Origin of the sequence: Photobacterium jeanii (assembly GCF_001650345.1) — a bacterium.
GTDB lineage: Bacteria > Pseudomonadota > Gammaproteobacteria > Enterobacterales > Vibrionaceae > Photobacterium > Photobacterium jeanii.
In genome coordinates this window covers 86,850-113,751 of the sequence record NZ_LVHF01000025.1, presented here as the reverse complement: position 1 = coordinate 113,751, position 26,902 = coordinate 86,850, and the positions used below count along the sequence as shown (strand labels likewise).

24 protein-coding genes are annotated in these 26,902 nt (G+C 47.1%); 6 read left to right on the top strand and 18 right to left on the bottom strand.

What is annotated here, in order from left to right:
- Complete coding sequence (locus A3K86_RS11345) at window positions 1–3,135, top strand: efflux RND transporter permease subunit (RefSeq protein ID WP_068331011.1); 3,135 nt, start codon at window positions 1–3, stop codon at window positions 3,133–3,135.
- 105 nt (window positions 3,136–3,240) lie between these two features.
- Here A3K86_RS11345 and ispH read toward each other — a convergent pair whose 3' ends face one another.
- From ispH to murJ, 6 genes are all read right to left on the bottom strand, one after another.
- Window positions 3,241–4,188, bottom strand: a complete 948-nt coding sequence (ispH, locus tag A3K86_RS11340) for a 4-hydroxy-3-methylbut-2-enyl diphosphate reductase (RefSeq protein ID WP_068331010.1) — start codon at window positions 4,186–4,188, stop codon at window positions 3,241–3,243.
- 12 nt (window positions 4,189–4,200) lie between these two features.
- Entirely contained in the window at window positions 4,201–4,650 is a 450-nt protein-coding gene (fkpB, locus tag A3K86_RS11335; protein ID WP_068331009.1) for an FKBP-type peptidyl-prolyl cis-trans isomerase, read from the bottom strand.
- A 131-nt stretch (window positions 4,651–4,781) separates the two neighbouring features.
- Complete coding sequence (lspA, locus tag A3K86_RS11330) at window positions 4,782–5,309, bottom strand: signal peptidase II (protein ID WP_084406579.1); 528 nt, start codon at window positions 5,307–5,309, stop codon at window positions 4,782–4,784.
- On the bottom strand, window positions 5,309–8,155 hold the full coding sequence (ileS, locus tag A3K86_RS11325; RefSeq protein ID WP_068331008.1) for an isoleucine--tRNA ligase: 2,847 nt from the start codon (window positions 8,153–8,155) through the stop codon (window positions 5,309–5,311). The genes lspA and ileS overlap by 1 nt, the downstream gene beginning before the upstream one ends.
- A 5-nt stretch (window positions 8,156–8,160) precedes the next feature.
- The gene (gene ribF / locus A3K86_RS11320) at window positions 8,161–9,123 is read right to left on the bottom strand and encodes a bifunctional riboflavin kinase/FAD synthetase (RefSeq protein ID WP_068331007.1); all 963 of its coding nucleotides are present in this window, start codon (window positions 9,121–9,123) and stop codon (window positions 8,161–8,163) included.
- A 79-nt stretch (window positions 9,124–9,202) separates the two neighbouring features.
- Entirely contained in the window at window positions 9,203–10,762 is a 1,560-nt protein-coding gene (murJ, locus tag A3K86_RS11315; RefSeq protein ID WP_068331006.1) for a murein biosynthesis integral membrane protein MurJ, read from the bottom strand.
- Window positions 10,763–10,971: 209 nt separating this feature from the next.
- Between murJ and rpsT the strand changes: the two genes are divergently transcribed.
- Window positions 10,972–11,232 carry a 30S ribosomal protein S20 gene (gene rpsT, locus A3K86_RS11310; RefSeq protein ID WP_068331005.1) on the top strand — a complete coding sequence of 87 codons (261 nt, stop codon included), beginning with the start codon at window positions 10,972–10,974 and terminating at the stop codon, window positions 11,230–11,232.
- 102 nt (window positions 11,233–11,334) lie between these two features.
- On the opposite strand, the gene A3K86_RS11305 is transcribed toward rpsT, so the two are convergent.
- From A3K86_RS11305 to nhaA, 4 genes are all read right to left on the bottom strand, one after another.
- Complete coding sequence (locus A3K86_RS11305) at window positions 11,335–11,628, bottom strand: ArsR/SmtB family transcription factor (RefSeq protein ID WP_068331004.1); 294 nt, start codon at window positions 11,626–11,628, stop codon at window positions 11,335–11,337.
- A 93-nt stretch (window positions 11,629–11,721) separates the two neighbouring features.
- On the bottom strand, window positions 11,722–12,609 hold the full coding sequence (gene nhaR, locus A3K86_RS11300; RefSeq protein WP_068331003.1) for a transcriptional activator NhaR: 888 nt from the start codon (window positions 12,607–12,609) through the stop codon (window positions 11,722–11,724).
- 122 nt (window positions 12,610–12,731) lie between these two features.
- On the bottom strand, window positions 12,732–12,995 hold the full coding sequence (locus tag A3K86_RS11295) for a hypothetical protein (protein WP_068331002.1): 264 nt from the start codon (window positions 12,993–12,995) through the stop codon (window positions 12,732–12,734).
- Window position 12,996: 1 nt separating this feature from the next.
- Entirely contained in the window at window positions 12,997–14,154 is a 1,158-nt protein-coding gene (nhaA, locus tag A3K86_RS11290; RefSeq protein WP_068331001.1) for a Na+/H+ antiporter NhaA, read from the bottom strand.
- 486 nt (window positions 14,155–14,640) lie between these two features.
- On the opposite strand from nhaA, the gene A3K86_RS11285 reads away from it, so the two are divergent.
- Complete coding sequence (locus A3K86_RS11285; RefSeq protein ID WP_068331000.1) at window positions 14,641–15,783, top strand: Na/Pi symporter; 1,143 nt, start codon at window positions 14,641–14,643, stop codon at window positions 15,781–15,783.
- A 171-nt stretch (window positions 15,784–15,954) separates the two neighbouring features.
- On the opposite strand, the gene A3K86_RS11280 is transcribed toward A3K86_RS11285, so the two are convergent.
- The 5 genes from A3K86_RS11280 to rppH form a co-directional block, all read right to left on the bottom strand.
- Window positions 15,955–16,806, bottom strand: a complete 852-nt coding sequence (locus A3K86_RS11280; protein ID WP_068330999.1) for a thymidylate synthase — start codon at window positions 16,804–16,806, stop codon at window positions 15,955–15,957.
- A gap of 186 nt (window positions 16,807–16,992) precedes the next feature.
- Complete coding sequence (gene lgt / locus A3K86_RS11275; protein WP_068330998.1) at window positions 16,993–17,799, bottom strand: prolipoprotein diacylglyceryl transferase; 807 nt, start codon at window positions 17,797–17,799, stop codon at window positions 16,993–16,995.
- Window positions 17,800–17,822: 23 nt separating this feature from the next.
- On the bottom strand, window positions 17,823–18,626 hold the full coding sequence (locus A3K86_RS11270) for a sulfite exporter TauE/SafE family protein (protein WP_068330997.1): 804 nt from the start codon (window positions 18,624–18,626) through the stop codon (window positions 17,823–17,825).
- Window positions 18,627–18,637: 11 nt separating this feature from the next.
- Window positions 18,638–20,893, bottom strand: coding sequence for a phosphoenolpyruvate--protein phosphotransferase (gene ptsP / locus A3K86_RS11265; RefSeq protein WP_068330996.1), 2,256 nt, complete (start codon window positions 20,891–20,893; stop codon window positions 18,638–18,640).
- A 72-nt stretch (window positions 20,894–20,965) separates the two neighbouring features.
- Entirely contained in the window at window positions 20,966–21,490 is a 525-nt protein-coding gene (rppH, locus tag A3K86_RS11260) for an RNA pyrophosphohydrolase (protein WP_068330995.1), read from the bottom strand.
- A 768-nt stretch (window positions 21,491–22,258) separates the two neighbouring features.
- Between rppH and mutH the strand changes: the two genes are divergently transcribed.
- Window positions 22,259–22,942: a DNA mismatch repair endonuclease MutH gene (gene mutH, locus A3K86_RS11255; protein ID WP_068330994.1), complete on the top strand. Its 684-nt coding sequence runs from the start codon at window positions 22,259–22,261 to the stop codon at window positions 22,940–22,942.
- Between the two features lie 57 nt (window positions 22,943–22,999).
- On the opposite strand, the gene A3K86_RS11250 is transcribed toward mutH, so the two are convergent.
- Window positions 23,000–23,302 carry a DUF6482 family protein gene (locus tag A3K86_RS11250; protein WP_068330993.1) on the bottom strand — a complete coding sequence of 101 codons (303 nt, stop codon included), beginning with the start codon at window positions 23,300–23,302 and terminating at the stop codon, window positions 23,000–23,002.
- A 269-nt stretch (window positions 23,303–23,571) separates the two neighbouring features.
- Between A3K86_RS11250 and A3K86_RS11245 the strand changes: the two genes are divergently transcribed.
- Complete coding sequence (locus A3K86_RS11245; RefSeq protein ID WP_068330992.1) at window positions 23,572–24,606, top strand: NADP(H)-dependent aldo-keto reductase; 1,035 nt, start codon at window positions 23,572–23,574, stop codon at window positions 24,604–24,606.
- Between the two features lie 121 nt (window positions 24,607–24,727).
- Here the strand turns inward: A3K86_RS11245 and A3K86_RS11240 are convergent, their stop codons facing one another.
- Both A3K86_RS11240 and A3K86_RS11235 read right to left on the bottom strand, forming a co-directional pair.
- Window positions 24,728–24,973: a hypothetical protein gene (locus tag A3K86_RS11240; RefSeq protein WP_068330991.1), complete on the bottom strand. Its 246-nt coding sequence runs from the start codon at window positions 24,971–24,973 to the stop codon at window positions 24,728–24,730.
- Window positions 24,974–25,392: 419 nt separating this feature from the next.
- Window positions 25,393–26,274 carry a LysR family transcriptional regulator gene (locus tag A3K86_RS11235; RefSeq protein WP_068330990.1) on the bottom strand — a complete coding sequence of 294 codons (882 nt, stop codon included), beginning with the start codon at window positions 26,272–26,274 and terminating at the stop codon, window positions 25,393–25,395.
- 145 nt (window positions 26,275–26,419) lie between these two features.
- Here A3K86_RS11235 and A3K86_RS11230 point away from each other — a divergent pair, with 145 nt between their 5' ends.
- Complete coding sequence (locus A3K86_RS11230) at window positions 26,420–26,878, top strand: PACE efflux transporter (protein WP_068330989.1); 459 nt, start codon at window positions 26,420–26,422, stop codon at window positions 26,876–26,878.
- Window positions 26,879–26,902 lie beyond the last annotated feature (24 nt).

Genomic DNA, 26,902 nt, shown 5'->3' with positions numbered 1-26,902 from the left:
ATGATCAGTCGCTTTTTTGTTTATCGGCCTAAGTTTGCCTTTGTGATTTCCATAGTGCTCACCTTGTGTGGGCTATTGGCAATCCCCGTTTTGCCCGTCGCTGAGTTTCCTGAAGTTGCCCCACCGAGCATCAGTGTCTCCACCAGCTACCCCGGCGCCAATGCCGAAGTGGTCAAGGCCACCGTAGCCCAAGTGGTCGAAAGTGAGGTCAATGGGGTTGAGAACATGATTTACATGTCCTCAAAATCATCCAATGACGGCAGTTATAACCTTACGGTTACCTTTGCTGTTGGCACTAATGCCGATGATGCGCAGGTTCAAGTTCAAAACCGGGTACAAAAAGCTACCTCCCGCTTGCCGGAAGAGGTTAAGCGCGAAGGTATCGCGGTCGAGAAACAGTCATCTAACATCTTGATGGTAGTAAACCTGTTCTCGCCGAAAGACAGCTACGATGCGCTTTACATCACCAACTACGCCAGTTTGAACATCAAAGACGAACTCGCACGGGTACCTGGGGTGAGTAAGGTCAACATCATAGGTTCACTCGACTACGCGATGCGAATTTGGCTGGATCCCGATAAAATGGCACCGCTAGGTGTTACGCCACAAGATGTGCTTGCAGCCATTAAAGAGCAGAACATTCAAGTGGCAGCGGGTCGTATCGGGGCGTCACCAACCCCACCCAATCAGCAGTTCCAGTACACCTTGCAAACCAAGGGACGCTTGGTCGACGCTGATGAGTTTAAAAACATCATTATTCGCGCGACCCAAGATGGCCGGAAATTAAGAGTTAAAGATGTTGCTCGCGTTGAACTGGGCTCACAAACTTACGATGCCCAAGGACGATTAAACGGTCAGCCATCGGCGATCATCGCGATTTACCAATCTCCCGACGCCAATGCATTGGAAGTAGCTCAAGGGATCCGTGATGCCATGAACGGCTTAGAAGCGCGTTTCCCTAGCGATCTTGAGCAAAAAGTGTTGTACGACACCACAGAGTTCGTCGAAACCTCGATCCAAGAAGTAGTACAGACGCTGTTTGTTTCTGTCGCACTGGTTGTGCTCGTGGTGTTTATCTTCTTGCAAGACTTCCGCTCAACCTTAATTCCGGCGATTGCGATTCCGGTCTCTTTGGTCGGTACGTTCGTGTTCTTGCTGATCTTTGGCATGACCATTAACACCGTCTCGCTATTCGCACTGATATTGGCGATCGGGATCGTGGTCGATGATGCCATCGTGGTGATCGAAAACGTCACCCGCTTGATGGAAGATCAAGGGTTAAGCCCTCGCGATGCCACCCTCAAAGCAATGGAAGAAGTGACCGGCCCTGTGGTCGCGACCACTTTGGTACTGCTGGCAGTATTTGCGCCAACCGCCGTCATGCCGGGTATCACTGGGCAAATGTACGCCCAGTTCTCGATCACCATTTGTATCTCGGTATTGATTTCATCGATCAACGCCCTGACGTTATCGCCAGCGTTGTGTGCCTCGTTGTTGAAGCCACCGAAAAAGCACGAAAAAGGGTTCCATGCGGCATTCAACCGTCTGTTCGATAAGATCACAGAGCGCTACACCAATGTAGTCGCAACCATGATCCGCCGCGTCGTGATTGTCAGTGTGCTATTTGTGGTGATGTTGGCTGGCACAGGTTTATTGGCTAAAGCGTTGCCGACGGGCTTTATTCCCGATGAAGATAAAAAGTCTTTCATGGTCGACGTTTCTTTGCCTGATGGCTCATCGCTCAACCGTACCGAACAAGTGATGGCGGAGCTGGTTGATATCACCCGTAACGAAACTGGGGTATCCGATGTGATCCACGCCAGTGGGTTCAGTATCTTATCGGGCTCCCTGAAATCAAACGGTGGTTTGCTGATTGTCACGCTCGATACTTGGGATGAACGCAGCGATCCAAATCTTCACCAAAGTAAAATCATTGCCCGCTTGCAGCAAAAGTATAACCAGTTACCAGAAGGGGTCGCGCAAGCGTTCGCCTTACCACCTCTACCTGGGGTGGGTAGTGTCGCTGGGGTCGAATTTGTCCTGCAAGACAACCGGGGGCGTTCACCACAAGAGCTCGCCTCTGTAATGCGGGGCTTTATAATCAAAGCCAACGAGCAGCCGGAAATCGCCTTTGCTTTTAGTAATTACACAGCCGAAGTACCGCAAATTTTTGCTGACATCGACCGTGAAAAAGCCAAGGTATTGGGTGTACCACTGGAAGAGATCTTCTTTACCTTGCAAACCCAGCTAGGCGGCATGTACGTCAATGATTTCACTAAATTCGGTAAAAATTTCCGCGTCATGATGCAAGCGGAAACCGACTATCGCTCTGATGAAGCAGGTATCCAACATTTCTATGTGCGTGGCACTGGCGGACAAATGGTGCCATTGAGTACCCTTGTCACCACTCGCCCATCGCTCGGCCCTGACGTAGTTGATCGTTATAACTTGTACAACTCAGCGACTATCAACGCCATTCCAGTACCGGGATTTAGTTCTGGTGAAGCAGTGGCGGCAATGGAGCGTGCCGCACAAAGCTTGCCAGATGGTTATAGCTTCTCGTGGACAGGGATGACCTACCAAGAACTAAAAGCAGGTAACTTAGCGCCGCTGATCTTCTCGCTAGCGCTACTCTTTACCTACCTGTTCTTGGTAGCCCAATACGAGAGTTGGACAGTACCACTTGGCGTTATCTTCTCGGTACCGATTGCGGTATTAGGCGCCTTCCTCTTCGTATGGGTTCTAGGCAGTGACGTCAACCTCTATACCCAGATCGGCTTAGTGCTCTTAATCGGGCTGGCGAGTAAAAATGCCATCTTGATTGTTGAGTTCGCTAAAATGCAGCGCGAAGAAGAAGGGCTATCTATTCGCGATGCCGCGGTGAAAGCGGCGCGTTTGCGTTTCCGTGCGGTACTAATGACAGGCTTCTCGTTCGTACTAGGGGTAATGCCACTTGTGGTTGCCAGTGGTGCGGGAGCAGGTAGCCGTCGCGCCTTAGGTAATGCCGTATTTGGCGGTATGACCTTGGCGGTAGTGATCGGGACGATTCTCACCCCTGTGCTGTACTTTGTGATCCAAAGTCTGCGCGAGAAAGTGAAGCGTGTTGATATGGGCGGTATCGCCAAACAAAACTAAAGCGTTTATTGCAAAGACACAAAAGCCCAAGTTAATTGCACAACTTGGGCTTTTTTATAACTCATGACGGCAAAGCAATCACTTATCAGCGGTTACTGAGAGGAATTAGTCAGTGATCGTTTTCACTTGCAGCTCACGCGGTACTTCAAAGAACATGTTCTCTTCACGACCTGTCAGCTCTTCAACGTCTGCTTGAGTAAGGTTCTGGATGCGGGCAATGATCTGATTCACTAGCTCTTCCGGTGCAGAAGCACCTGCGGTTACACCAATTTTGGTTTTACCATCGAACCAGTTCGCATCAACATCTTCTGGACAATCGGTTAAGTAACCCGGTGTACCCAGTTTTTCAGCCAATTCACGTAAACGGTTTGAGTTAGATGAGTTCTTCGAGCCCACCACGATCATCACATCAACGCCTTCAGCCATTTCACGAACCGCATCTTGGCGGTTTTGAGTCGCGTAACAGATATCATCTTTGCGTGGACCTTGGATCTCAGGGAACACTTCACGTAGCTTTTCAATCACATCGGCAGTTTCATCAACCGATAGCGTGGTTTGGCTAACGTAGTGAAGGTTCGTTGGGTCTTTCACTACCATCTTGTCGACATCTTCCGGCTTCTCAACCAAGTACATGCCGCCTTCATCACTGGCGTATTGCCCCATGGTGCCTTCCACTTCAGGGTGACCCGCGTGACCAATCAGTACCACTTCCATATTGCGGCGGCTGGCACGCGCCACTTCCATATGTACTTTGGTTACCAATGGGCAAGTCGCATCGAATACCGTTAGCTTACGCGCTTTGGCTTCATTGCGTACCGCTTGAGACACACCGTGGGCTGAGAAAATCACAATGCTGTCGTCTGGCACTTCGTGCAACTCTTCAACAAACACGGCGCCACGTTGTTTTAGCCCTTCAACCACAAAGCGATTGTGTACCACTTCATGTCGAACATAAATTGGCGGTTGGTACATTTCCAGTGCCCGCTCAACAATGCTGATGGCGCGATCAACACCGGCACAAAAGCCACGCGGATTTGCTAGTAAGATATTCATTGCTAACAGCTCTTAATTTTCTATTGTCACGACTTCCACATCGAAAGTGACGTGTTGGCCCGCAAGCGGGTGATTAAAGTCGACCGTCACTGAATCACCAACAATCTCGGTGATCACGCCAGGAATATCTTGACCATCAGGGCCTGCAAACGCAACGATAGTTCCTACTTCAGCAGGTGCATCAGCACCAAACTTACTCAAGTCGACATGATGAATATTATCTGGGTTTGGCATCCCGAACGCATCTTGCGGCGCTAGTTCAAAGCGACTTTTCTCGCCTTGTTTTAATCCCAGCAGACACTTTTCAAAATTGTCTGTCAGGCTACCATCTCCCATACGGAATTTTGCCGGCTTGCCCATCGCTTGGGTTGAATCTGCAATTGAGCCATCAGATAACTTGATGGAAAAGTGCATTAGCACTTCACTGTTTTCTTGGATAACTGCTTCCTTGATCACCGACATGTGTAGGGTCCTTTCTCGTCACTAAGCGGGGTGCTTAGTTCTATTATAAAATTCAACGCCCCTTTTACAACAAAGCGCCGCCCGTATCAACGGACAGCGCTTAGGGGTATTAAGTTACGCAGGGTTTTGATTTACTTTTTCTCGTCGTTTTTACCAGCGATAAAACCTTCAAGAATAATCAAGCCAGCACCAATACAAATAGCCGTATCTGCGATGTTAAAGGCCGGCCAATGCTGATTCCCAACATAAAAATCTAGGAAATCCACCACAAAGCCATGGTACATGCGGTCAAACAAGTTGCCCAATGCACCACCAATAATCAAAGCGTACGCGCAATTGGCAAGGCGATGATCCGCCGGAGAACGGCGCATCCAGTAAACCAACAAGCTACAAACACCTAATGCAATCGCCGTAAATAACCATCGCTGCCAACCACCTGCATCGCTTAAGAAGCTAAACGCTGCGCCGTAGTTATGCACATACAGCAAATTGAAAAACGGCAAGATCTCGATACGATTCGGCCAGCCATATTCCATAGTGTTCATGACGATCAGCTTACTGCCTACGTCAATGATGAAAACCAGAGCCGCTAGCCAAAGCCAGCGTACTCCTGATTGTTTTAGCGACAGTGTCGTTTGTTTAGGCGATGTCATTGTCATTAGGCAAACTTACGCTCTTCACCTTCGCCTTCAACGTTGCTCACACAACGACCACAAACTTCTTCGTGACCTTCGATAGTGCCAACATCCGCTACGTGGTGCCAACAACGGTCACACTTCGCAGCTTCTGAAGCCGTTACAGTAACGAATAGACCTTCAACGTCAGTTTCTTGTGCGCCAGCAGGCATGCTGTCAGCCACTTCCACATCCGCTTTAGAGGTTAGTAGTACGAAACGCAGTTCGTCTTCTAGCGTGTTCAGTTTCGCCGCCAGTTCCGCATTTGCATGAAGCGTTACTTCCGCTTGCAGCGCACCACCGATCACTTTGTCTTTACGAGCGCCTTCAAGTAGCTTGTTCACTGCACCACGAACTTGCTGGATTTCAGCCCAGAATTCGTTGTTCAGTTTCTCATCGGCAGCTAGACCAAATAGACCTTCGAACCACTCACCCGTGAATACGAACTTGTCACGTTGACCTGGCATTTCGTTCCAGATTTCGTCAGCGGTAAATGACATGATTGGTGCCATCCAACGAACCAAAGCTTCAACAATATAGTAAAGCGCAGTCTGACAGCTACGTTGTGCGTGACCACCACGTTTTGCTGTGTACTGACGGTCTTTGATCACGTCTAGGTAGAAAGAACCCATTTCCACAGAACAGAACTGCATTAGGCGCTGAGTTACACCATGTAGGTTGTACTCGTCGTACGCTTTAATGATTTCTTCTTGTGCTGCTTTCGCACGACCTACCGCCCAGCGATCCAGTGCAACCATATCTTCTGGTGCGACTAGGTCTGTTTCTGGGTTGAAACCGCTTAGATTCGCAAGGAAGAAACGCGCTGTGTTACGGATACGACGGTAAGCATCAGCAGAGCGTTTTAGGATTTCATCAGAAACCGCAACTTCGCCTGTATAGTCTGTAGAAGCAACCCATAGACGTAGGATATCTGCACCTAGTTTATTAGTTACATCTTTTGGCGCTACCACGTTACCGATAGATTTCGACATCTTACGGCCTTGACCGTCAACCACGAAACCGTGCGTTAGCACTTGCTTGTATGGTGCGTTGTCTTTCATTGCCACAGATGTGATCAGTGAAGATTGGAACCAACCACGGTGTTGGTCAGAACCTTCTAGGTAAAGATCAGCAGCGTTACCGTTGAATTCTTCACGGCTATCAACCACAGAATAGTGAGTCACACCTGAGTCGAACCATACGTCTAGGGTGTCCATTACTTTTTCGTAGTTAGCCGCGTCTTCTTCGCCCATAAGCTCAGCAGGTTCTAGATCCCACCATGCTTGAATACCTTTTTGTTCAACAAGTTGAGCGACTTTCTCAATCAACTCGCTAGTATTAGGGTGAAGCTCTTGAGTTTCTTTGTGTACGAACAGTGCAATTGGCACGCCCCAGGTACGTTGACGAGAGATACACCACTCAGGGCGACCTTCGATCATACCTTCGATGCGGCTTTGGCCCCACTCAGGCATCCATTGAACGCCTTTGATTTCTTCTAGCGCTTTCGCACGAAGGCCTGCTTTATCCATAGATACGAACCATTGTGGTGTCGCACGGAAGATAATTGGCGTTTTGTGGCGCCAGCAGTGTGGGTAGCTGTGCTCGTAAGCATGGTGGTGAAGCAGTGCGCCACGCTCTTTTAGTACTTCAAGTACAGAGTCGTTAGCTTTAAATACGTGCTGACCTGCAAATAGCTCAGTATCAGGAAGGTAAACACCGTTGCTACCTACTGGGTTAGCCACTTCTAGATCGTATTTTTGACCAACCGCGAAGTCTTCTTGACCGTGGCCTGGTGCTGTGTGAACACAACCCGTACCTGAATCAGTCGTTACGTGATCGCCTAGAATCACAGGAACATCGAAGCTGTAGAATGGGTGGTTAAAGCGAACTAGCTCTAGCTCTTCACCTTTACAGAAACCTAGGTTGTGGTAGTGCGCGATACCAGCACGATCCATCACATCTTTCGCTAGCTCAGAAGCAACGATCAGACGGTAAGCTTGCTGATTGTTTTCTGCATCAGCTTCTACTTGGATCAGAACGTATTCTAGATCGTCACGAACCGCTACTGCGCGGTTAGCAGGCAGTGTCCACGGGGTGGTTGTCCAGATAACGATAGACACATCACCTTCACCTTGGTGACCTTCAGGGCAAGAGAACTTAGCAACAGTGGCTGCTTCGTCAGCTGCTTTGAATTTCACATCGATAGATGGTGATACTTTATCTTGGTACTCAACTTCAGCTTCAGCCAGTGCAGAACCACAGTCTGTACACCAGTGAACAGGTTTGAAACCTTTAAGAAGGTGGTTGTTATCCGCAATTTTACCCAGAGAGCGAATGATGTTCGCTTCTGTTGCAAAATCCATAGTGCGGTAAGGCTTATCCCACTCACCTAGTACACCTAGACGAATGAAGCTTTCTTTTTGACCTTCAACCTGACCCGCAGCGTAAGCACGACATTTTTCACGGAATTCCGCAGCCGTTACTTTGTGGCCTGGTTTACCAACTTTCTTTTCTACCATTAGTTCGATTGGTAGACCGTGACAGTCCCAACCTGGTACGTATGGCGCGTCAAAGCCTGAAAGCGTCTTTGACTTAATAATAATGTCTTTAAGAATCTTATTTAGCGCGTGACCAATGTGAATATCACCGTTGGCATATGGAGGGCCATCGTGTAATACGAAGGATTTTTTACCCTTCTTAGCTTTACGAATTTCACCGTAAAGATCTTCATCATTCCAACGCTTTAGCATTGCTGGCTCACGTTGAGCTAGGTTGCCTCGCATCGGAAACCCTGTTTCAGGTAAATTCAGGGTATCTTTATAGTCGCTCATTGATTCTAGATTCCGTTACTTGGGCGAAGTTGGACATTATTACGCTCAGACAGCCACACCCGTGCTGTATGAGCATCTCGCTCAATTTGTGCTTTCAGCGCATCAAACGATTCGAATTTTTGTTCGTTGCGCAGCTTATGGTGCAACACAACTTCAATCTGGCGACCGTACAAATCACCAGTAAAATCAAACAGGTGTACCTCCAACTGTTGGCGGACACCATTCACTGTTGGTCGATGACCAACATTGGCAACCCCCGGATACGGGGTACCATCTAAACCCAGCACTTCCACAGCATACACCCCAGAAACCGGTGATACGCGACGCTTTAGCGGCACATTTGCTGTAGGAAAGCCGATAGTACGACCTAATTTACGACCGTGAGAAACACGCCCACAAACACTGTAAGGTCGACCTAACATGGCAGATGCTGATACTAACTCATCATTGGCTAATGCTTGACGAATAGCAGTACTACTTACACGTTGCTCTGCCACGCAGAAACTTTGTGTACTCACAACTTCAAAACCCCACTCACGGCCTGCCGCTTGTAGCATCTCAAAATTGCCGCTTCGACCTTGACCGAAGCGAAAATCATCACCAACAACCAGAAACTTAACACCCAATTGCTCAACCAACAAGCGACGAACAAAGTCGTCCGCCGTTTGATTGGCAAAATGCGCATTAAAATTGATGCAAAGCAAGCGCTCAACGCCCACTTTTTTTAGTTGCTGGTATTTATCGCGAAAACGCGTCAATCGCGCCGGCGCTTTATCTCCGGCAAACAACTCCAGCGGCTGGGGTTCAAATGACATCACAGTCGCTGGAAGCGACATGGACTCGGCTTTCGCCATTACCTGACGCAATACCGCCTGATGCCCTAAATGAACACCGTCAAAGTTACCTATGGTCAACACGCACCCGTGATGACGTGGCTTGATATTGTGTATTCCTCGGATTAATTCCATGTATCGCTGCTGATTGGCTAAGTTATTTTCAAAATTCACGATAAAAACCGACGGATTATATACTAGTCCGCTCTGTCAATCAGCTATCAGTGCGCAGATGATGCACTCGAACGCCTAAAATCGTCACAGTTAGCAGGTAAACCGTCGCCCCAGCAAGGATCAAACCCGCCAGCCACAACACGCGATGACCCAAGTGCCAACCAAGCCAAACACTCATTTCCGGCATCAAGTACCATAAGCTCGCGACCATCGCGATCCCACCAGCCACTAAACGCGCCACAAACCACAGTGTTGTTTTCGTCACGCGGTAAACATTCGCCATATGAAGACCACGGTATAGCAGTGCCGCATTCACCAACGCCGACAATGCCGTTGCCATCGCCAAGCCAATATAACCATAAAAATAGGCAAAAATCGCATTGAAGAACATATTGGTGATCATCGCGATGATACCAAAACGCACAGGAGTCTTGGTATCTTGACGCGCGTAGTAACCAGGGGCGAGCACTTTGATTAACATAAAGTTCAGCAAGCCAGACGCATACGCCAGCAGTGACATCGAAGCTTGCTCAACGTCAACCGGAGTAAATTCACCGCGCATAAACAGCACCATTAGCATCGGCTTCGCTAGCACCATCAACCCCAGCATGGCTGGAATACCTAATAGCAACACCATGCGTACGCCCCAGTCCATGGTGCTGGCAAATTGCGCCGAGGTTTTTTCAACGTGCTTGCGCGATAGAGCAGGCAAAATAACGGTAGCAATCGCAATCCCGAACAAACCAAGCGGGAACTCCAATAAACGATCAGAGTAGTAAAGCCAGCTAATCGACCCCGTTGCCAAGAAACTGGCAATAAAAGTATCGAACAGGAGGTTGATCTGACTCACCGATACCCCAAACAACGCCGGGATCATCAAGGTGCGAATTTTTGTCACCCCAGGATCGTTCCATCCCCATTGTGGACGCACAAAAGCGCCTTCCTTTATAAGGAAGGGAATTTGGAACAGGAATTGGATCAAACCACCTAAGAAGACACCGATCGCCAAACCAATTTCAGGTTGCGCTAACTGTGGCGATAGAAACAGCGCACAGCCAATGATTGCCACATTCAAAAATACGGGAGTAAAAGAAGAAACCGCAAATTTACCCAAGGTATTGAGAATGGCCCCTGATAAGGCAACAAAGGTGATAAACCATAAATAAGGAAAGGTAATTTTAAGCAACAAGCTCGCCAGCTCAAATTTTGGCGCGGCTGGACCGTCGTTTAACCAGTCAATAAACCAACCCGCACCAAAAAGTGCCGTTACGACACCCGAGCCTAAAATTCCGAGTAAAGTCACAATCGAAACCAGCACCCCAAGGGTACCTGATGCCTTTGCGATCAGCTGGCGCGTCTTATCCATATCGCCCGTTGCATGATATTCAGTCAATACGGGCACAAAGGCTTGCGAGAACGCACCCTCGGCAAAAAGACGGCGTAAGAAGTTCGGGATCTTGTTCGCAAAGAAGAAAACATCAGCGGCAGCCCCTGCTCCCATCAGGTTTGCAACCACTACATCACGCACTAAACCCAAGACTCGAGAAACCAAAGTCATGGTGCTGACTATCAGTCCTGAGCGTAAAAGACGCTTACTCACAAAAAAACCTCATAAAAGATAGCCCAGAAAGGTGACTTGCGGGGCAAAATGCTGGTAAAATCTGCCGCCATATTAACCGTGTTAATCCGTAAGTGCCAACTTCAAGGCCTTGGCGGTTATTTACACAAATCATTTGACATTCTTTGGCTTTGTTGGCATAGTCCTCGGCCTTAAATTGTCACCGTACCAAGAATTTGGGAGTTACACCCTTGGCAAATATCAAATCTGCTAAGAAACGTGCTATCACTTCTGAGAAACGTCGCCAGCACAACGCTAGCCGTCGTTCAATGATGCGCACTTTCTTCAAAAAAGTTATCGCTGCTATCGAAGCTGGCAACAAAGAAGCTGCAACTGCTGCTTTCGTTGAAATGCAACCTGTTATGGATCGCATGGCTACTAAAGGCCTAATCCACAAAAACAAGGCTGCACGTCACAAAGCTCGCCTAGCTGCTAAAATCAAAGCTCTTTAATAGAGTCGAGATTACAGCGATAAAAAAACCGGCTTTTGCCGGTTTTTTTGTATCTGTCATTTGAGTATGACGACATCGCTTGTTGCACTGCAGCCGTTAATATCAATTGCAGTACATATTGTGGAGCAGCTGGATCATCGCTTTGACTTCTTCGCTCTTAAGGCGATAGAACACGGTTTGCGACTCTTTACGCGTTTCCACTAAGCCATCACGCCTTAGCCACGCTAAATGTTGTGATAACGCCGATTGGCTGAGTTGCAGCTTCTCGCACATCATCCCAACCGACATTTCCCCTTCTAGCAAATAGCACAGAATAAACAAACGTCTTTCATTGGCCATGGCTTTGAGTAATACGACTGCCTGTCCAGCATTCTGCTCCATTTGTTGCAGTTCCATATTCTCACCATCTAATTTAAGTTAACGCTAATATACTTAGATCTTAAGGGAGTTATGGTTAAAAATCCATGAAAAATTCATGGTAAATTATCGCTATTTAAACAACTTACCAAAGTTTGCTTCACATATCTTTTTCACTGCGGGGTGCATGATCATCCGCTCAGCAAAAATAACGTAATACTCTTCTTTTATTTCTCTCACCCGTTTCACTTCACGAATGTTATTCGCTTCTTCGATTTCCTCAGCATAAATCGACGGCGCAACAAACATGGATTGATGGTAAGCACCAAAAGCTTTCATCAAGGCCGCATCGTCAAATTCGCCAAGAATATTCGGGGTGACCCCTTGTTGATCAAACCATTGATGCAACTTACGCCCCATTGCGGTACGACGCCCAGGGATCAGTAACTTGTAATCTTCAATACAAGATGGGAAGTTCAGCGGTTTATCTGGTTTAGAGCAGAAGAAACTCATGCTCGACTCCCCTAGCTTCTTACTGTACAAGCCCGGGCTCTGGGTCGAATCCACCGGGCAATCCGATAAAATCATATCCAGTTTATGCATGGAGAGCTGCTCAAGCAGCATTTCGTGAGTGGACTCATAGCAACGCAGGTGAATACGTTCGTCTTCGGGGATCCCTTCGAGCAATACTTTGCTCACAAGACGCTTTGATAAAGCATCCGCAACCCCAACTTCCAACAATTGATTTTCACGTTGGGTGTAGTTAACGATATCTAGCATTTCGTAGCTAAGATCGAACATCTTATCAGCGTACTTAAATACCAACTGACCTAACTCAGTCGGTTCAATATTACGCCCCACTCGCTTGGTGAGCTTTCCTTTCATCCGCTCTTCTAACGCACGGATCTGCCCTGTTACTGTCTGAGGCGCAAGGAACAAAGCATCAGCGGCCTTAGTGACCGAGCCTTGTTTGCAGACCATCCAGAAATAATACAAGTGGTTATAGTTAAGATGAGACATCCGCTACTTCACTGCCATAATAAAAAACCCCAAACGAGCAGCTTACGCTGCACGCATTGGGGCTTCAACTTTATCTGCAATTTTTCACGGCTCAGGCGCACTTCTTGACGCCTGAGAGACGACTAGTTGGTCGTTTGTACCACTTTTTTGTCGTCTTGCACTGATTTACGGTAACGCTCACCTACCCGCTGCTCGAGTGCTCGTGAGCGGAATGAATCATCCAACTCAGCATTCACTGTCGTCGCTGTAGCCTTACCGTGGCTAACACCGGCTAAATAAGCCTGACAAAGTTCCGTTTCGTTATCTGCTGTGCAATTCGTATAATCTGGTACTGCCACAGCGGCAGATGATACAAACACCATCGCAGTGAGTAGATAAGGTTTCATATTATGCCTCCGATTTAGGCAACACACGATCCAGCATGAAGTAACCAACCAGTGCTGACACCGTCGAGCCAACCAAAATACCCAGACGAGAATATGTGGTGAAGTCAGCTGGAGCACCTGTGAATGCCAGTGAAGAGATGAAGATCGACATCGTAAAGCCGATACCACACAACACAGACACCGCAAAGATATGCTTGAAGTTAATGCCGTCTGGCAACTTCGCCACGCCTGATTTCACAGCAAAGTAGCTTGCTGTAAAGATACCAAGTGGTTTACCGATAAACAGACCCAGTGCAATACCTACTGGCAGCATACCAGCCATACCAGACAGAGATACGCCGTCTAGTGAGATACCTGCATTTGCAAATGCAAACAACGGTAGGATAAGGAACGCAACATAAGGATGCAGCGCATGCTCTAGGTGTTTCAGTGGTGAATGGTGATCAGAACGACCATCTTTACCACTCAATGGAATTGCAAAGCCTAGTACCACGCCCGCAAGCGTTGCGTGAACACCTGATTTCAATACGCTCACCCATAGAATTGCGCCGACAATCAAGTACCAACTCAACTTGGTGACATTCTTGGCGTTCATGATGAACAGGGCGGCCGTTGAGGCAAATGCCACCGCAAGCGCAATTGTTGATAGATCGCTGCTGTAGAACAAAGCGATGATCACGATAACACCTAGGTCATCGATAATTGCGAGTGCGAGTAGGAAGACTTTCAAACTAACAGGTACACGCTTGCCAAGCAGCGCCATGATACCCAATGCAAACGCGATGTCGGTTGCCGCAGGAATAGCCCAGCCAGTCACCGCCAAAGAATCAGAGTAGTTGAAAAGTACGTACACTAGCGCTGGCGCCACCATACCACCAACAGCGGCAATAGCAGGGAAAATCGCTTTCTCTTTGGTGTTTAGCGCACCTTCGATTAATTCACGCTTAACTTCTAAACCAATCAATAGGAAGAAGATCGCCATAAGACCATCGTTGATCCAATGCTCAACCGATAGGCCCGCGACATAAGAATGAAGCGTACTAGAATAAATTGATCCAAGTGGAGAGTTTGCAATCATCATTGCAATCGCAGCGGCTATGATCAGGATAATACCGCCCGCAGACTCTAGTTTTAAAAATTTACGAATAGCATCGGTCATTGACCGTCACTCCTTTGCACAAAAACAAATTTCACAAACAAATTGTATCACCAGTGTAGTCGCCAATTGCTTGTATTGAAAAATCGTTTGTTTAGAGCTAACACTTCGTAAAAACCGAATAATTAGACCTGTAACCAAGTAATATCCGCAGAATAATTTTTCACTGTCATATTCAGTGTCATATTTCTTTCATTAGAGAGCGATTCTTCCCGCTTTTTTACTATTAATTTTAATTATTCGACTCGGATAAAAAAACAATTACAACCAACACTAAGCAATCGTTAAACCACCTAAAAATCAACACATTAACCACCATTAAGACACCTTGACGTCAAGCTCTCCTGACACCTTATCGGTCACAAATTAAGCACAAATATGCCTTGTCATTAAAAGTGTCATATTTCTGAAATATTAGCCCTCTACCATCGCGGCAGATTTCAACAAAATGACACCCAAACGACATCCTATTGTCATGGAGAAATGATTATGAATACCCAAGCCACTACTGCTGCACCACAAAACAGCTCTATGCGTTGGGTCCGCTGGGCTAACCTAGCGTTCATGCTTTACATTCTGCTTGTTGCTGTATCTATGGTCAGCAGCGGCTTTAAATGGTCTGTTGGTGAACAAGCGAAAACCTTGTTTGAATTCGCGTCTCACCCTGTAGCAGGTCTAATGATTGGTTTGGCAGCAACTGCGCTGATCCAATCATCAAGCACAGTGACATCGATTATCGTAGGTCTGGTGGCTGGTGGCCTTCCAGTTGAAACGGCAATCCCTATGGTAATGGGTGCAAACATTGGTACAACCCTAACTAATACCCTAGTTAGCCTTGGTCACGCACGTTGTAAAGATGAATTCCGTCGTGCATTTGCAAGTGCAACCGTACACGATTTCTTCAACCTATTGGCGGTATTGATCTTCCTACCATTGGAGATGATGTTCGGTCTGTTGGATAAAATTTCATCTTGGTTAGTATCACCTATGATGGGTGCGGGCGATATGAGCATGAAGGGTTTGAACTTCATGAAGCCGCTAACTAAGCCAGCTGTAGAGCTAGTAAAAGGTCCACTAGAAGCATTTGGTACCCTAGGTGGCGTTGCACTTATCTTCATTGGTATCGCACTAATCTTCGTTGCTATCACCGCAATGGGTAAACTAATGCGTAGCTTAATGGTTGGTCGTGCAAAAGATATCCTGAAGAATGCGATCGGTCGTGGTCCACTGCACGGTATCGCATCAGGCTCTATCGTAACTATCTTGGTACAGTCTTCATCAACAACAACCAGCTTGATGGTGCCACTAGTAGGTACTGGTGTACTGAAAGTACGTGAGGTTTACCCGTTCACCCTAGGTGCAAACATTGGTACTTGTATCACGGCACTACTAGCAGCAACGGCTATCTCTGGCGACAACGCGGTATTTGCCCTACAGATTGCTCTCGTACACCTAGCGTTCAACGTATTGGCAACACTGCTTATCTTTGGTATTCCGTTCCTACGTGAACTACCGCTAAAAGGTGCTTTCCACCTTGGTGACTTGGCAATTAAGAGCAAAGCAACCGTGTTTGGTTACATTGCGATGGTATTCCTAGTTATCCCAGTAGGTATCCTAAGCCTAACGGCTTAAGCCCTTACTAAAGAGCGAAAACATCAAGCCCCGTCAGTCTAACTGACGGGGCTTTTTAATGTTTAAAATTCATGATTTACGTCAGATAAAAAAACGGAGCCACCAGCAATCGCCTGTGGCTCCGTTTTTCTGTTTAACTCACTTGAACCCGCTGACTAAAGCGAGCGCAACTTATACCGAGAATGGGTATTTGATTGGCTCGTGGTGCTCGTAGCCTACCACTTCAAAGTCATCCATCGTCACCCAAGTTTCCAAATCTTCTAGCGATTTGATTTTCGGGTTAATGATCAATTTCGGTGATGGGAATGGCTCACGCTTAAGCTGTACATCACGCATTAGCTCTAGCTGATCTTCATAAATGTGTGCATTTACAATCTTGTGGTACGCCTTACCCGGCTTCAAACCTGTGATTTGCGCCATTAATGCCAACAAGGTGAATACTTGGATTTGGTTGAAGTTCAGGCCTAGCGGTACATCACACGAACGTTGGTAGCTAGTTAGGTACAGGGTATCGCCAAGCTTAGAGAAAGTGTGAGTGTGCATACAAGGGCGCAGACAACCACGGTCAAACTCACCTGGGTTGTAGAAAGTCAGGATTTCACCACGGTCATCAATACCTTGCGACAGGTTATCGACAATCTTACGCAGTTGGTCAATTGTACTACCGTCTGGTTTCTGCCAGCTACGACCTTGCACCCCGTATACGCGGCCCATATCGTCGGTACCTTTGCGGTGTGGGTTATTCAACCATGCTTGGTTGTCATTGGCATTCATGTCCCACGTTTTCGTACCTAGAGCACGAAAATCTGCCGCGTTATCGTAGCCACGAAGGTAACCTAGTAGCTCTGCGATTGCTGACTTCCAAAAGCTTTTACGAGTGGTGATCAGTGGGAACTCGTTGTTCTCCACATCAAACGTTAAGTCAGCATTCACTACGGTCAAACAACGCTTATTGGTACGTTCATTTTCAATCCAAACACCTTCGTCAACAATGCGCTGACAGAGATCTAAATACTGCTTCATCGTTCTACTCGCTCGTCATTAAAACCGATATCAAGGCGAATGCCTGCTCGGCTACTCAAAAAAATTGTGGTCGATCTTACCAGAATTAACGCGACTTTTTCTGATCAAATCCCGCCATCACGCTCAAGCAGACAATAAAAAAGCAGCTCCATTGAGCTGCTTTTTCGTAATCATGAGGTTGATAGCTTATGCCGTTTTACCTTTCGGCTGGGTTTTGTAAGCCCATAGCATCATTAACAGACCACCAATCACCATAGGTAGCGATAGGATTTGCCCCATGCTGATCCAACCACCAAACAGCCCCAAATGTGCATCCGGTTCGCGGAAGTATTCAACAATAAAGCGGAAGCTACCGTAACCTAATAGGAACAAGCCGGATACCGCGCCTGCTGGACGAGGCTTACGAATGAAGATATTCAAGATGATCAACAATACCAAGCCTTCTAAGAAGAACTCGTACAGCTGAGAAGGGTGACGAGGCAATGGACCACCGGTTGGGAAAATCATCGCCCACGGTACATCGGTAACACGGCCCCAAAGCTCACCATTAATAAAGTTACCTAAACGTCCCATGCCTAAACCAAACGGGACTAGCGGCGCGACAAAATCAGCCACCCCAAAGAAAGTACGACCATTCTTGCGGGCATACCAGAACATTGCGGTGATCACACCCAATAAACCGCCGTGGAATGACATTCCTCCGGTCCATACTTGGAATAGGTACAGCGGGTTATCTAAGAACAACTCAAAGTTGTAGAACAGCACGTAACCAATACGTCCGCCCAAAACAACGCCAAGGAAGCCAGCAAACAACAAGTCACTGACTTGATCGCGGGTCCAACCGCTGTTGGGCTTATCAGCGCGGCGATTCGCTAGCCACATCGCAAAAATAAACCCAATCAGGTACATCAAGCCATACCAACGTATCGCCAATGGCCCAATCTCAATCAACACTGGGTCTATGTTTGGAAAAGTAATAAATCCTTGGCTCATTCAAATAATCTCGTGTTGCGCTGTTAACCAATAAACATTCTAACGCTAATAAATAGCAAAAAGAGGGCGAAAATTTTCTTTAGGGTTGCCGTTGGTGTTCGGCTAACCAAGGCTGCACCATAGCGAGTCGTGATCACCGACGTCGATACTATCCCCACTAAGGCCGGCAAATACACATAGCCAATGCTCCAAGCCGGTAATGCCTCATCGCCCACTCCCGCGACAATAAAGCCCACCATACCAGCAATGGCGATAATAGCACCCACTAACGAAGCACTACCAATAGCGCGACGCATTTCTAAGCCGTGCCAATTTAAATATGGCACGGTTAACGAACCGCCGCCGATCCCAGCCAAGCTAGAAACAACCCCTATCACCCCACCGCTACCAATACACTTGGCAGAACTAGGTAACGTGCGGTTATTCTGCGAGACGCGGATCGAAGCCAACATTTGCAGTGCGAGCATCAGTACAATAGCGGCAAAGATTTTCGGTAATAGGTGTTCAGGCACCAATTCCGCAATCACACTGCCACCTAAACCGCCGACCACTATCCCTGGCGCCAATAGCTTAACCGCCTGTAAATCAACATTACCTAAGCGGATATGGTTACGAGCAGACGAACCAGAGGTGAGCACAATACTCGCCAGCGACGTCGCCAGCGCAATGTGCATCACCAAACCAGACTCAATGCCTGCTTGAGGTAATAACCACGCCAGTGCAGGTACCACCAACAACCCACCACCAATACCGAGCAAGCCTGCGAGTAACCCGACAACGCTGCCCAACACCAAACACATGGCAAATAGCCATAACGTGGTTTCCATCTACTTCTGTCCTACTTACCCGCACGAAGAAATCCGCCGAGACCTTTCTCTTCGACGAACCGTGTGGTGGTTGTTCTTACATCCGTCGCCAGCGCGGCATTCAATGCTTGCAGGGCTAAGGCTTCCATTTCTTGCGCATCAATTTGACGCAAAATATATTTAATTTTGGCAACGTTACGGGTATTCATACTCAACGAGCGATACCCCATGCCGACCAAAAGCAGTGCCCCAACTGGGTCACCCGCCAATTCGCCACATACACTAACAGGAATGCCAAGCTGCTGACTAGCGGTCAAAATATGCTTCAACGCATTCAAAACCGCAGGGTGTAATGCATCATAGACATTCGCAACCCGTGCATTGTTCCGATCAACTGCTAATAAATATTGAGTTAAGTCGTTACTACCAACCGAAATGAAGTCCACTTTGCCTTTTAGCGCAGGAAGCTGATACAAAATAGAAGGGACTTCAATCATGATCCCCAAGCGTGGACGGCGCAGTGTTTGCCCTTGCTGTTCGGCTTGCTTTTGCACTTCATCAAAGGCGCGTTCAATCAGCACAATGGCTTCATCAAGCTCCGCAACACCAGAGATCATCGGCAGCAAAATATCCATGTTATCCAAGCCGATACTGGCTCGGAGCATGGCGCGTACTTGGATCAAAAATATCTCAGGATGATCTAAAGTAAAGCGGATCCCACGCCAACCTAGAAAGGGATTGTCTTCCTCAATCGCCAAATAAGGCAGTGGTTTATCGCCACCGATATCTAAGGTACGCATTACCACAGGTTTAGTGGGGTACGACGATAAAATCGCATGGTATTGGGTGGCTTGCTCTTCTTCCGAAGGAAAACTGCGTTGAAGCAAAAAAGGCACTTCGGTACGGTACAAGCCAACACCATCAACCCCACGATTAACCGCGATACTGGTATCGGCGCTCAAGCCCGCATTAAGGTGGATATAAATACGCTGGTTGTCTTTGGTCACCGCACATTTTGCCAACTCGCTTTCAACGATTTTGGTCTGCTCGTTTTCTTCGCGCAGCAAGCGGCGGTATTCTTTTAACACATGGCGATTAGGGTTAACCAAGAAGTCGCCCCGATAGCCATCCACCACAACCTGACAGTTGTGGACTTTATCCGGCACGAAATCAACGCCCATAATGGCGGGAATGCCCAACGCACGAGACAATATCGCGGCGTGGGAGTTCGCTGCGCCCTCTTGCGCCACGACGCCGGCAAGTTTATCGCGTGGGATCGTCGCCAGCATAGCCGCGGTTAACTCACGAGTTAGCAAGACGCGTGGCTGATCCCACTCGTATTCCGATACATCTTCGTTATAGAGAAAGAACAACAATCGTTGTCCAAGTTCACGAATATCTTGCGCGCGCTCTTTAAGGTAGGCGTCTTTCATATTGGCAAAGCGGGTTGAATACGCTTCGACCACTTGGCGGATCGCCCATTCAGCTAAATCGCCAGCGTTGACCTTGGCAAACAAGTCTTTACGCAACATGGGATCGTTAAGCAGGTGACTGAACAGATCAAAAATTGCCAAGGTTTCTTTATGCAGCTCACTATCAAAGCGTTTACGCAAGCGGCGAAATTCATTGCTCGCTAAATCGATCGCGATCGTTAATCGCTCTTGCTCGTTTTCAATACTCAGCGATGAGGCAGGTAACACTTGTTCTAAGCGCGGTTGATTGTCGTCCCACCAAGCTTTTGCCACTGCTACACCTTGCGATGAAGCAGAGCCTGTCAGGTGCAGACCATCGTGTTGATCCGGCCACATGCCCTGTGCCTTAGCGTGAGCTAAGATCACGGCCAACTGCGCCGCCAGCGTGACCATGAAAGACTCTTCGCTTTCATCAAATTCACGACGCGCTTTTTGCTGGATCACCAACACCCCCAATACTTGGCGTTGATGGGTTATTGGCGTGCCAAAGAAAGAGCCAAAGTGCTCTTCGCCAGTGCCGGGGAGATGTTTGAAATGGGGATGTTGCCGTGCATCGGCAACATTGATAGGTTCAGCTCGACGACCAACCAATCCAACCAAGCCTTCTTCAAACCCTAGCGCAATATGCTTATGGGTTTTCACCAGCCCTTGGCTCGCCATCAGGGTATATTCCTGACGACGGCTGTCAGCAATATACACCGAGCAACAGTCGGTATTCATAGCTTGGCAAGTGCTAACCACCAGTTGATCAAGCGCATCGATCAAGGTTTCGGCACTCGCCACTTTTTCAACAATTTCTCTGAGCTGTGTCAGCATAAGCTGTTTCGCGCCTTACTTGGGAGTAAACGCACCACCCGCGAGGAAGATAATCACGAATTTAGATGGGGATTAGTTCCGTCGCCCCTTATGGCGTTTCACTCTACGCTCTTTACGTTCTTTAAAAGGCATCGCCATCGCAGCAAATTCTTTAAGCGCTCGACGATAAACATCGCGCTTAAAAGACACCACCTGACGCACCGGATACCAATAACTGACCCATCGCCAACCATCGAATTCCGGCGTGCTCCCACGCTGCATATTCACCTTCGACTCATCGCATTCGAGGCTTAACAAAAACCATTTCTGCTTTTGCCCGATACAAACGGGTTTCGAGTCCCACCTTACCAGACGCTTGGGTAACTTATAGCGTAGCCAATGGCGGCTAGACGCAATGATCCGCACATCCTTTTTAGTAAGACCTACTTCCTCATACAATTCTCGGTACATGGCCTGTTCAGGGGTTTCCCCTTCATCAATACCACCTTGTGGAAACTGCCAAGAATGCTGTCCATATCGTCGAGCCCAGAATACCTGGCCGTGGCTATTACAGATAACTATCCCGACATTAGGACGGTATCCATCGCCATCAATCACTAGACGACCTCAATTATAAATCTCTATTAATGCTGATTTTTTCATAGATCGGGGCAAAGGTTAACAAACATTCTAATTATTAACTGTTTTTTCCTACCTAGCACTCAGTTTCTGGATAACTTTAACCACCAAATTGTTTTATAAACAACCAAGTGAGACATAAGCCACATTTATTCACTTTTTCTGTGGATAGATTTGTGCAGAAGCCAATTTATGGGCTATATCCAGCACAACAACCTTAAAATAAAAAGGTTCACAAACATGGTTAAACCACAATTTAAACCCTATAAAACATAAACTTAAAACAACACTCCTACTTATATTATTATCAGCTAACTTTATAAAATCAGAACAAATATACGATCGGTCAAAGATCAACCAACTTTTAAACTATCCACACCAGCAAGTCATATTTAACGTAATCTTGGCGAACAAAGCGCTTAAATAGCCAACAAAGTCCTGTATATCCATCCAGATTCATGAATTGGCAATTTTTTATCCAAGATTCCTGTGGATATCTTTGTTGGTGATCCAGCATATCTCTGGTGACTTTCTTGATAAATTCCTCATTCAAGTCATCACGACAACAAAATCAAGAAAAATAATAGTTAAAATTCAGCCAGTTAATCACATAAAAAGTATAACCACCAAAGCTATCCACAATTAGCCACTTCCTTTCGATACAAGATCGAGCAGAAATTAACCGCTCACCCAAAGATCCTCTGTGATAACATCGACGCCTCAAGCTCAATCATGAATATAAGTGGTATGTCCCCCATCGAACAACCAAGCACACCTCAAACTGAAGCCGAGTTATTAGATCGCGCTCAAGCACTGGCAGGACTCACACTAGGCGAGTTAGCACAACAAGCTGGGATCGTACCGCCCCCCGATCTTCGCCGTGACAAAGGCTGGGTTGGTCAACTCTTAGAGTGGCACCTTGGGGCAACCGCCGGTAGTAAACCCGTTCCTGATTTTATTGAGCTTGGGATTGAGCTGAAAACCATTCCGATTGGCTATCATGGCAAACCTCTGGAAACCACTTTTGTATGTGTTGCCCCTTTGATTGGCTTGCACGGGCTCGATTGGCAACACAGTCATATCAAGCACAAACTAGCAAAAGTATTGTGGATCCCAGTTGAAGGCGAACGTGATATTCCACTAGCCGATCGCCATGTTGGCTCACCATTATTGTGGCAACCATCAGAAGAAGAAGAGCAGCAGCTACGCCAAGATTGGGAAGAGCTGATGGACATGATCGTACTAGGGCAAGTGGAGCAAATCACAGCCAAACACGGCGAAGTACTGCAATTACGCCCTAAAGCGGCCAACAACAAAGCATTGACCGAGGCTTACGGCGCCAACGGACAACCAATCAAAACCCTGCCGCGCGGCTTTTACCTCAAAACCCATTTTACTGCTGCCATATTGGCTAAGCACTTCATCATCTGATCAACAGCAAACAGACGCCAATCAGAAGAAGTGGCTACGCCCTTCTTCTGGTGAATATTACAAGGTGATCACCATCTCTTCGCGACACGATGAGATTTGGTTATCTGGTGAAAACTCATCGTAAGGGTCGATCATCCGCAAGATCACACTGGTGATCCCCAAGGGTTTTAGCAGCTCCGCGACTTGCTCCATATTCTTAAACTTCAGCATTTGGTCTTCATCATCCTTTAAAGGGACTAACTGATGTTTGAACTCCACTTCCATTAAATAATCCGCACTACCAGCATGGCTTACCACCACACATTTAGGCAATGCACCTTCGGGCGAATGCAACCAATGCTTAAATTGAGTTAACTGCATTTAGCTATCCTCTTGAGCTTGTTTACTTTTGTAACCATCTAACTATGTGTCACATTCTTAAACTCAGCCAATAATTTGATTCGACATCTCGCCCAACTCCCGTTAGGTTAATAATAAGTATTCAATTTTCACCAGCCGATATGCTTGGTATCAATCAGTGTAAATCGTTGCTTGTTATGACTATGTAGGTCTTATCATCTTGATGACTAACCAAGAATAAGGTCTCGTTGTAACATCCCCAGCTGGTGCACAAGTCCAAGGAGGACTTAATGAAATATCACCGAATTCCGCATTCTTCACTCGAAGTCAGCAAAATCTGTTTAGGAACCATGACCTTTGGCGAACAGAACAACGAAGCCGATGCGCATAGCCAACTCGACTTTGCTTTTGAGCGTGGGGTGAATTTCATCGATACTGCAGAAATGTATCCCGTGCCGCCAAACAAGCAAAGCCAAGGACTTACTGAAAGCTATATTGGCAATTGGTTGAAAAAATCAGGGCTGCGTAACAAAGTCGTCCTCGCGACCAAAGTGGCTGGACCGCGCAACCTGCCTTACATTCGCGATAATATGGCGCTGGATCATCGCAATATTCACGATGCCGTTGATGCAAGCCTTAAGCGCTTACAGACTGACTATATCGATCTTTATCAGCTCCATTGGCCGCAGCGCGAAACCAATTGCTTTGGTCAACTCAATTACGAATATAAAGAAGACAACTCAGGCGTCACCTTACTTGATAGCCTTGAAGCATTAGCTGAGCTACAGCGAGCAGGCAAGATCCGCTACATCGGTCTTTCCAATGAGACACCGTGGGGCGTGATGTCATTTTTGAAGCTGGCTGAAAAACACAACTTACCGCGTGTGGTTTCAATTCAGAATCCTTACAACCTACTCAATCGCAGCTTTGAAGTGGGCTTATCTGAAATTAGTCATCATGAAGGGGTTGAGCTATTAGCTTACTCGCCACTGGCATTTGGTACATTGAGTGGTAAGTACTTAAATGGGGCAAAACCTGAAGGGGCGCGCTGCACCTTATTCGAACGCTTCTCACGCTACTTCAATACTCAAGGTGTTAAGGCGACGCAAGCTTATGTCGATGTTGCTCACAAGCACGGGCTCGATCCTGCGCAGATGGCATTGGCCTTTGTTAATCAACGACCGTTTGTCGCCAGTAATATTATTGGAGCGACTAACTTAGATCAGCTAGCAAGTAATATCGCAAGTATTGATGTGGCGCTAAGTGAAGAAGTGTTGACTGATTTGGCGGCGATTGGCGTTAAGTATTCAAACCCTTGCCCTTAAAGGATAACTTATTGAGTAACATCATCCCCGTGAAGAACGGGGATGATTAAGACCAAGAGCGATATCTTGGCCTACTTAGTTACAGCCCTAACGTAGGTTACTGCTCACGTTAGGGCTAAGATTACGTGAGCTGTCTAGAGCGAAAAGCACGACGAAGATGACGAGCTTTACGCTGCGCTAAGCTTGAGCCGAACTCAACATCTAAGCGACGATCACGACCAATCCCGATATCTTGCAATAAGTGCTCAGATAGGTATGGGAAATCCACTAATACTCGGCGATGTTGACGACGCCAAGCTTGTTGCTCGCGATGAAGATCGGCACGGACGAATAGAACTGCTAAGCGTAGTAATAATGATTGACGCATAATGTAACTCTCCATAGTAAATATGATTAGACTTGGAGGGTCGCAGATGCTGACGAGATCAGAATATAGCTAAACTAACCGCGACAGTATCCGCGGCCCGAGATCACAGCGGATAGCTGCTAGTGTGCAGAAGGTTTAGGTGCATCACTAGAAAGCTGGGTACATGTGCGTATGATGGTGATGAACATGGCAGCCTCCTAGTGGAAAAGAAATGAGTGAAGTTGTGTAAATAGTAACCGTTTCAACGAATTAAACAAGGCTAATTATTCACCAGAATGAATAAAACATTATTGTGCTGTATATCGTAAGCATTAAAATGCTTAATGCTAATAATTCGTCAACTCTGACTAAAATATCAGCACAATAAAACAATGCGTTCTTACTTATTGGTTTTAGCTATATCGAGCCACCTCGCTTTGCTACCGCAATTGAATCTCTTTAAGCAATGTCAGCAATGCTTTCGTCGCTGGCCCCATCGGCTTTTGATTAGAATAAGCAACATCCACGGACTGCCGCCAACCATCAACATCCATCTTGGTCGCCAACTCAGTCAGTAAGCCTGATTCAATTAAATCGCCAACGATATTGCGCGGTAATACTGTCCAGCCTATGCCGCTACTCACCAATAACATGGCAGATAATGCGCTATCAGTGACCCACATAGAATCAGATAGCTGCCAACGGTGAGCTAACTTACGATAGCGTCCACTGAGCAGCACTTGGCGATGCTCTTTTAAGTGGTGCCAATCAATCACTTTCTCTTGAGCCAGAACATGGTTGGGAGAAACCAAATGGCACATCTCTAATTGACCAATACCATAGAAATCAAACCCTTCAACTAAGCTTTCCAGTTGGATCATCAGCGCGATTTGCGCCCGACCACTCTCAAGCAGCTCCAGCATATCGCCTTCTGCCGCATTTAATATCTCTAACTCGACCATTGGGTACTGAGCTTCAAACTGCGTCAGCTGATCGGCAATCGTCTGCGTCATGGTCATCGACTCTACCGCGAGGGTGATTTTGGTTTCCACACCCGCTTGGTATTCCTCGGCACTCGCCATAAAGCTACCGCACTGCTCCAAGATATGACGAGCTTTGATCAATAGGGCTTCCCCGTGCCCCGTCAGCACGGGCGAACGACGACTACGGTCAAACAAGGTTAAATTCAGATCCGTTTCTAAATTCGCCACAGCAGCACTGATCACCGATTGTGCTTTGCCTAGCCGCCTTGCACCCGCCGAAAACGATCCGGTTTCCGCCGAAGCAACAAAGGCTTCTAGCTGCTCTAAAGAAAACTGCATCTTCACTCCCTCATTTCACTTATCCGTATCAGTGAACACCCACCGACCAAACTATCGCTTTTGACGATAGTAACTAACTTTTTACTACCGAAAAAGCAGTTACTATTAAGCCAACTAATCGAACAGAAGCAAAGAGAGTCATACTATGCGTTCAACACTCGACAGAATTCGCCACACAATCGGCTTTGAAGTGATAGCCTTATTCCTTATCACTTTCGTGGTGAGCCATTTAGTCGGCTTAGACCCAAAGCGCATGGGTATCATGGGGTTAGGCTTCTCTATTTTGGCGACACTGTGGAACTATGCGTATAACTTAATGTTTGATAAAGCGATGCTAAAACGTTTTGGTACCACGGTAAAAACCACCAAAATCCGTATCTTACACGCAATTATTTTTGAGTTAGTACTCGTTGTAATCACCCTACCGATAATGGCTTGGTGGTTGAACATGACCTTGCTTGACGCGCTGATCCTTGACCTTGGTATGGTGGTATTCTTCTTGTTCTACGCTTACGGCTACAATTTGGCGTACGATAAGCTATTCCCATTGGCTCCAGAAAACAGCGTAGCAACAACGGCTAACAATGAATGCCGTAGCCAATAATCATAATTAGATACCGCTGACAGA

What these genes read in the sequence shown, in the direction of transcription:
- A3K86_RS11345 (WP_068331011.1), top strand. Translation starts at nt 1, where the DNA reads ATGATCAGTCGCTTTTTTGTTTATCGGCCTAAGTTTGCCTTTGTGATT.
- ispH (WP_068331010.1), bottom strand. Translation starts at nt 4,188, where the DNA reads ATGAATATCTTACTAGCAAATCCGCGTGGCTTTTGTGCCGGTGTTGAT.
- fkpB (WP_068331009.1), bottom strand. Translation starts at nt 4,650, where the DNA reads ATGTCGGTGATCAAGGAAGCAGTTATCCAAGAAAACAGTGAAGTGCTA.
- lspA (WP_084406579.1), bottom strand. Translation starts at nt 5,309, where the DNA reads ATGACAATGACATCGCCTAAACAAACGACACTGTCGCTAAAACAATCA.
- ileS (WP_068331008.1), bottom strand. Translation starts at nt 8,155, where the DNA reads ATGAGCGACTATAAAGATACCCTGAATTTACCTGAAACAGGGTTTCCG.
- ribF (WP_068331007.1), bottom strand. Translation starts at nt 9,123, where the DNA reads ATGGAATTAATCCGAGGAATACACAATATCAAGCCACGTCATCACGGG.
- A3K86_RS11305 (WP_068331004.1), bottom strand. Translation starts at nt 11,628, where the DNA reads ATGGAACTGCAACAAATGGAGCAGAATGCTGGACAGGCAGTCGTATTA.
- nhaR (WP_068331003.1), bottom strand. Translation starts at nt 12,609, where the DNA reads ATGTCTCATCTTAACTATAACCACTTGTATTATTTCTGGATGGTCTGC.
- A3K86_RS11295 (WP_068331002.1), bottom strand. Translation starts at nt 12,995, where the DNA reads ATGAAACCTTATCTACTCACTGCGATGGTGTTTGTATCATCTGCCGCT.
- nhaA (WP_068331001.1), bottom strand. Translation starts at nt 14,154, where the DNA reads ATGACCGATGCTATTCGTAAATTTTTAAAACTAGAGTCTGCGGGCGGT.
- A3K86_RS11285 (WP_068331000.1), top strand. Translation starts at nt 14,641, where the DNA reads ATGAATACCCAAGCCACTACTGCTGCACCACAAAACAGCTCTATGCGT.
- A3K86_RS11280 (WP_068330999.1), bottom strand. Translation starts at nt 16,806, where the DNA reads ATGAAGCAGTATTTAGATCTCTGTCAGCGCATTGTTGACGAAGGTGTT.
- lgt (WP_068330998.1), bottom strand. Translation starts at nt 17,799, where the DNA reads ATGAGCCAAGGATTTATTACTTTTCCAAACATAGACCCAGTGTTGATT.
- A3K86_RS11270 (WP_068330997.1), bottom strand. Translation starts at nt 18,626, where the DNA reads ATGGAAACCACGTTATGGCTATTTGCCATGTGTTTGGTGTTGGGCAGC.
- ptsP (WP_068330996.1), bottom strand. Translation starts at nt 20,893, where the DNA reads ATGCTGACACAGCTCAGAGAAATTGTTGAAAAAGTGGCGAGTGCCGAA.
- mutH (WP_068330994.1), top strand. Translation starts at nt 22,259, where the DNA reads ATGTCCCCCATCGAACAACCAAGCACACCTCAAACTGAAGCCGAGTTA.
- A3K86_RS11250 (WP_068330993.1), bottom strand. Translation starts at nt 23,302, where the DNA reads ATGCAGTTAACTCAATTTAAGCATTGGTTGCATTCGCCCGAAGGTGCA.
- A3K86_RS11245 (WP_068330992.1), top strand. Translation starts at nt 23,572, where the DNA reads ATGAAATATCACCGAATTCCGCATTCTTCACTCGAAGTCAGCAAAATC.
- A3K86_RS11240 (WP_068330991.1), bottom strand. Translation starts at nt 24,973, where the DNA reads ATGCGTCAATCATTATTACTACGCTTAGCAGTTCTATTCGTCCGTGCC.
- A3K86_RS11235 (WP_068330990.1), bottom strand. Translation starts at nt 26,274, where the DNA reads ATGCAGTTTTCTTTAGAGCAGCTAGAAGCCTTTGTTGCTTCGGCGGAA.
- A3K86_RS11230 (WP_068330989.1), top strand. Translation starts at nt 26,420, where the DNA reads ATGCGTTCAACACTCGACAGAATTCGCCACACAATCGGCTTTGAAGTG.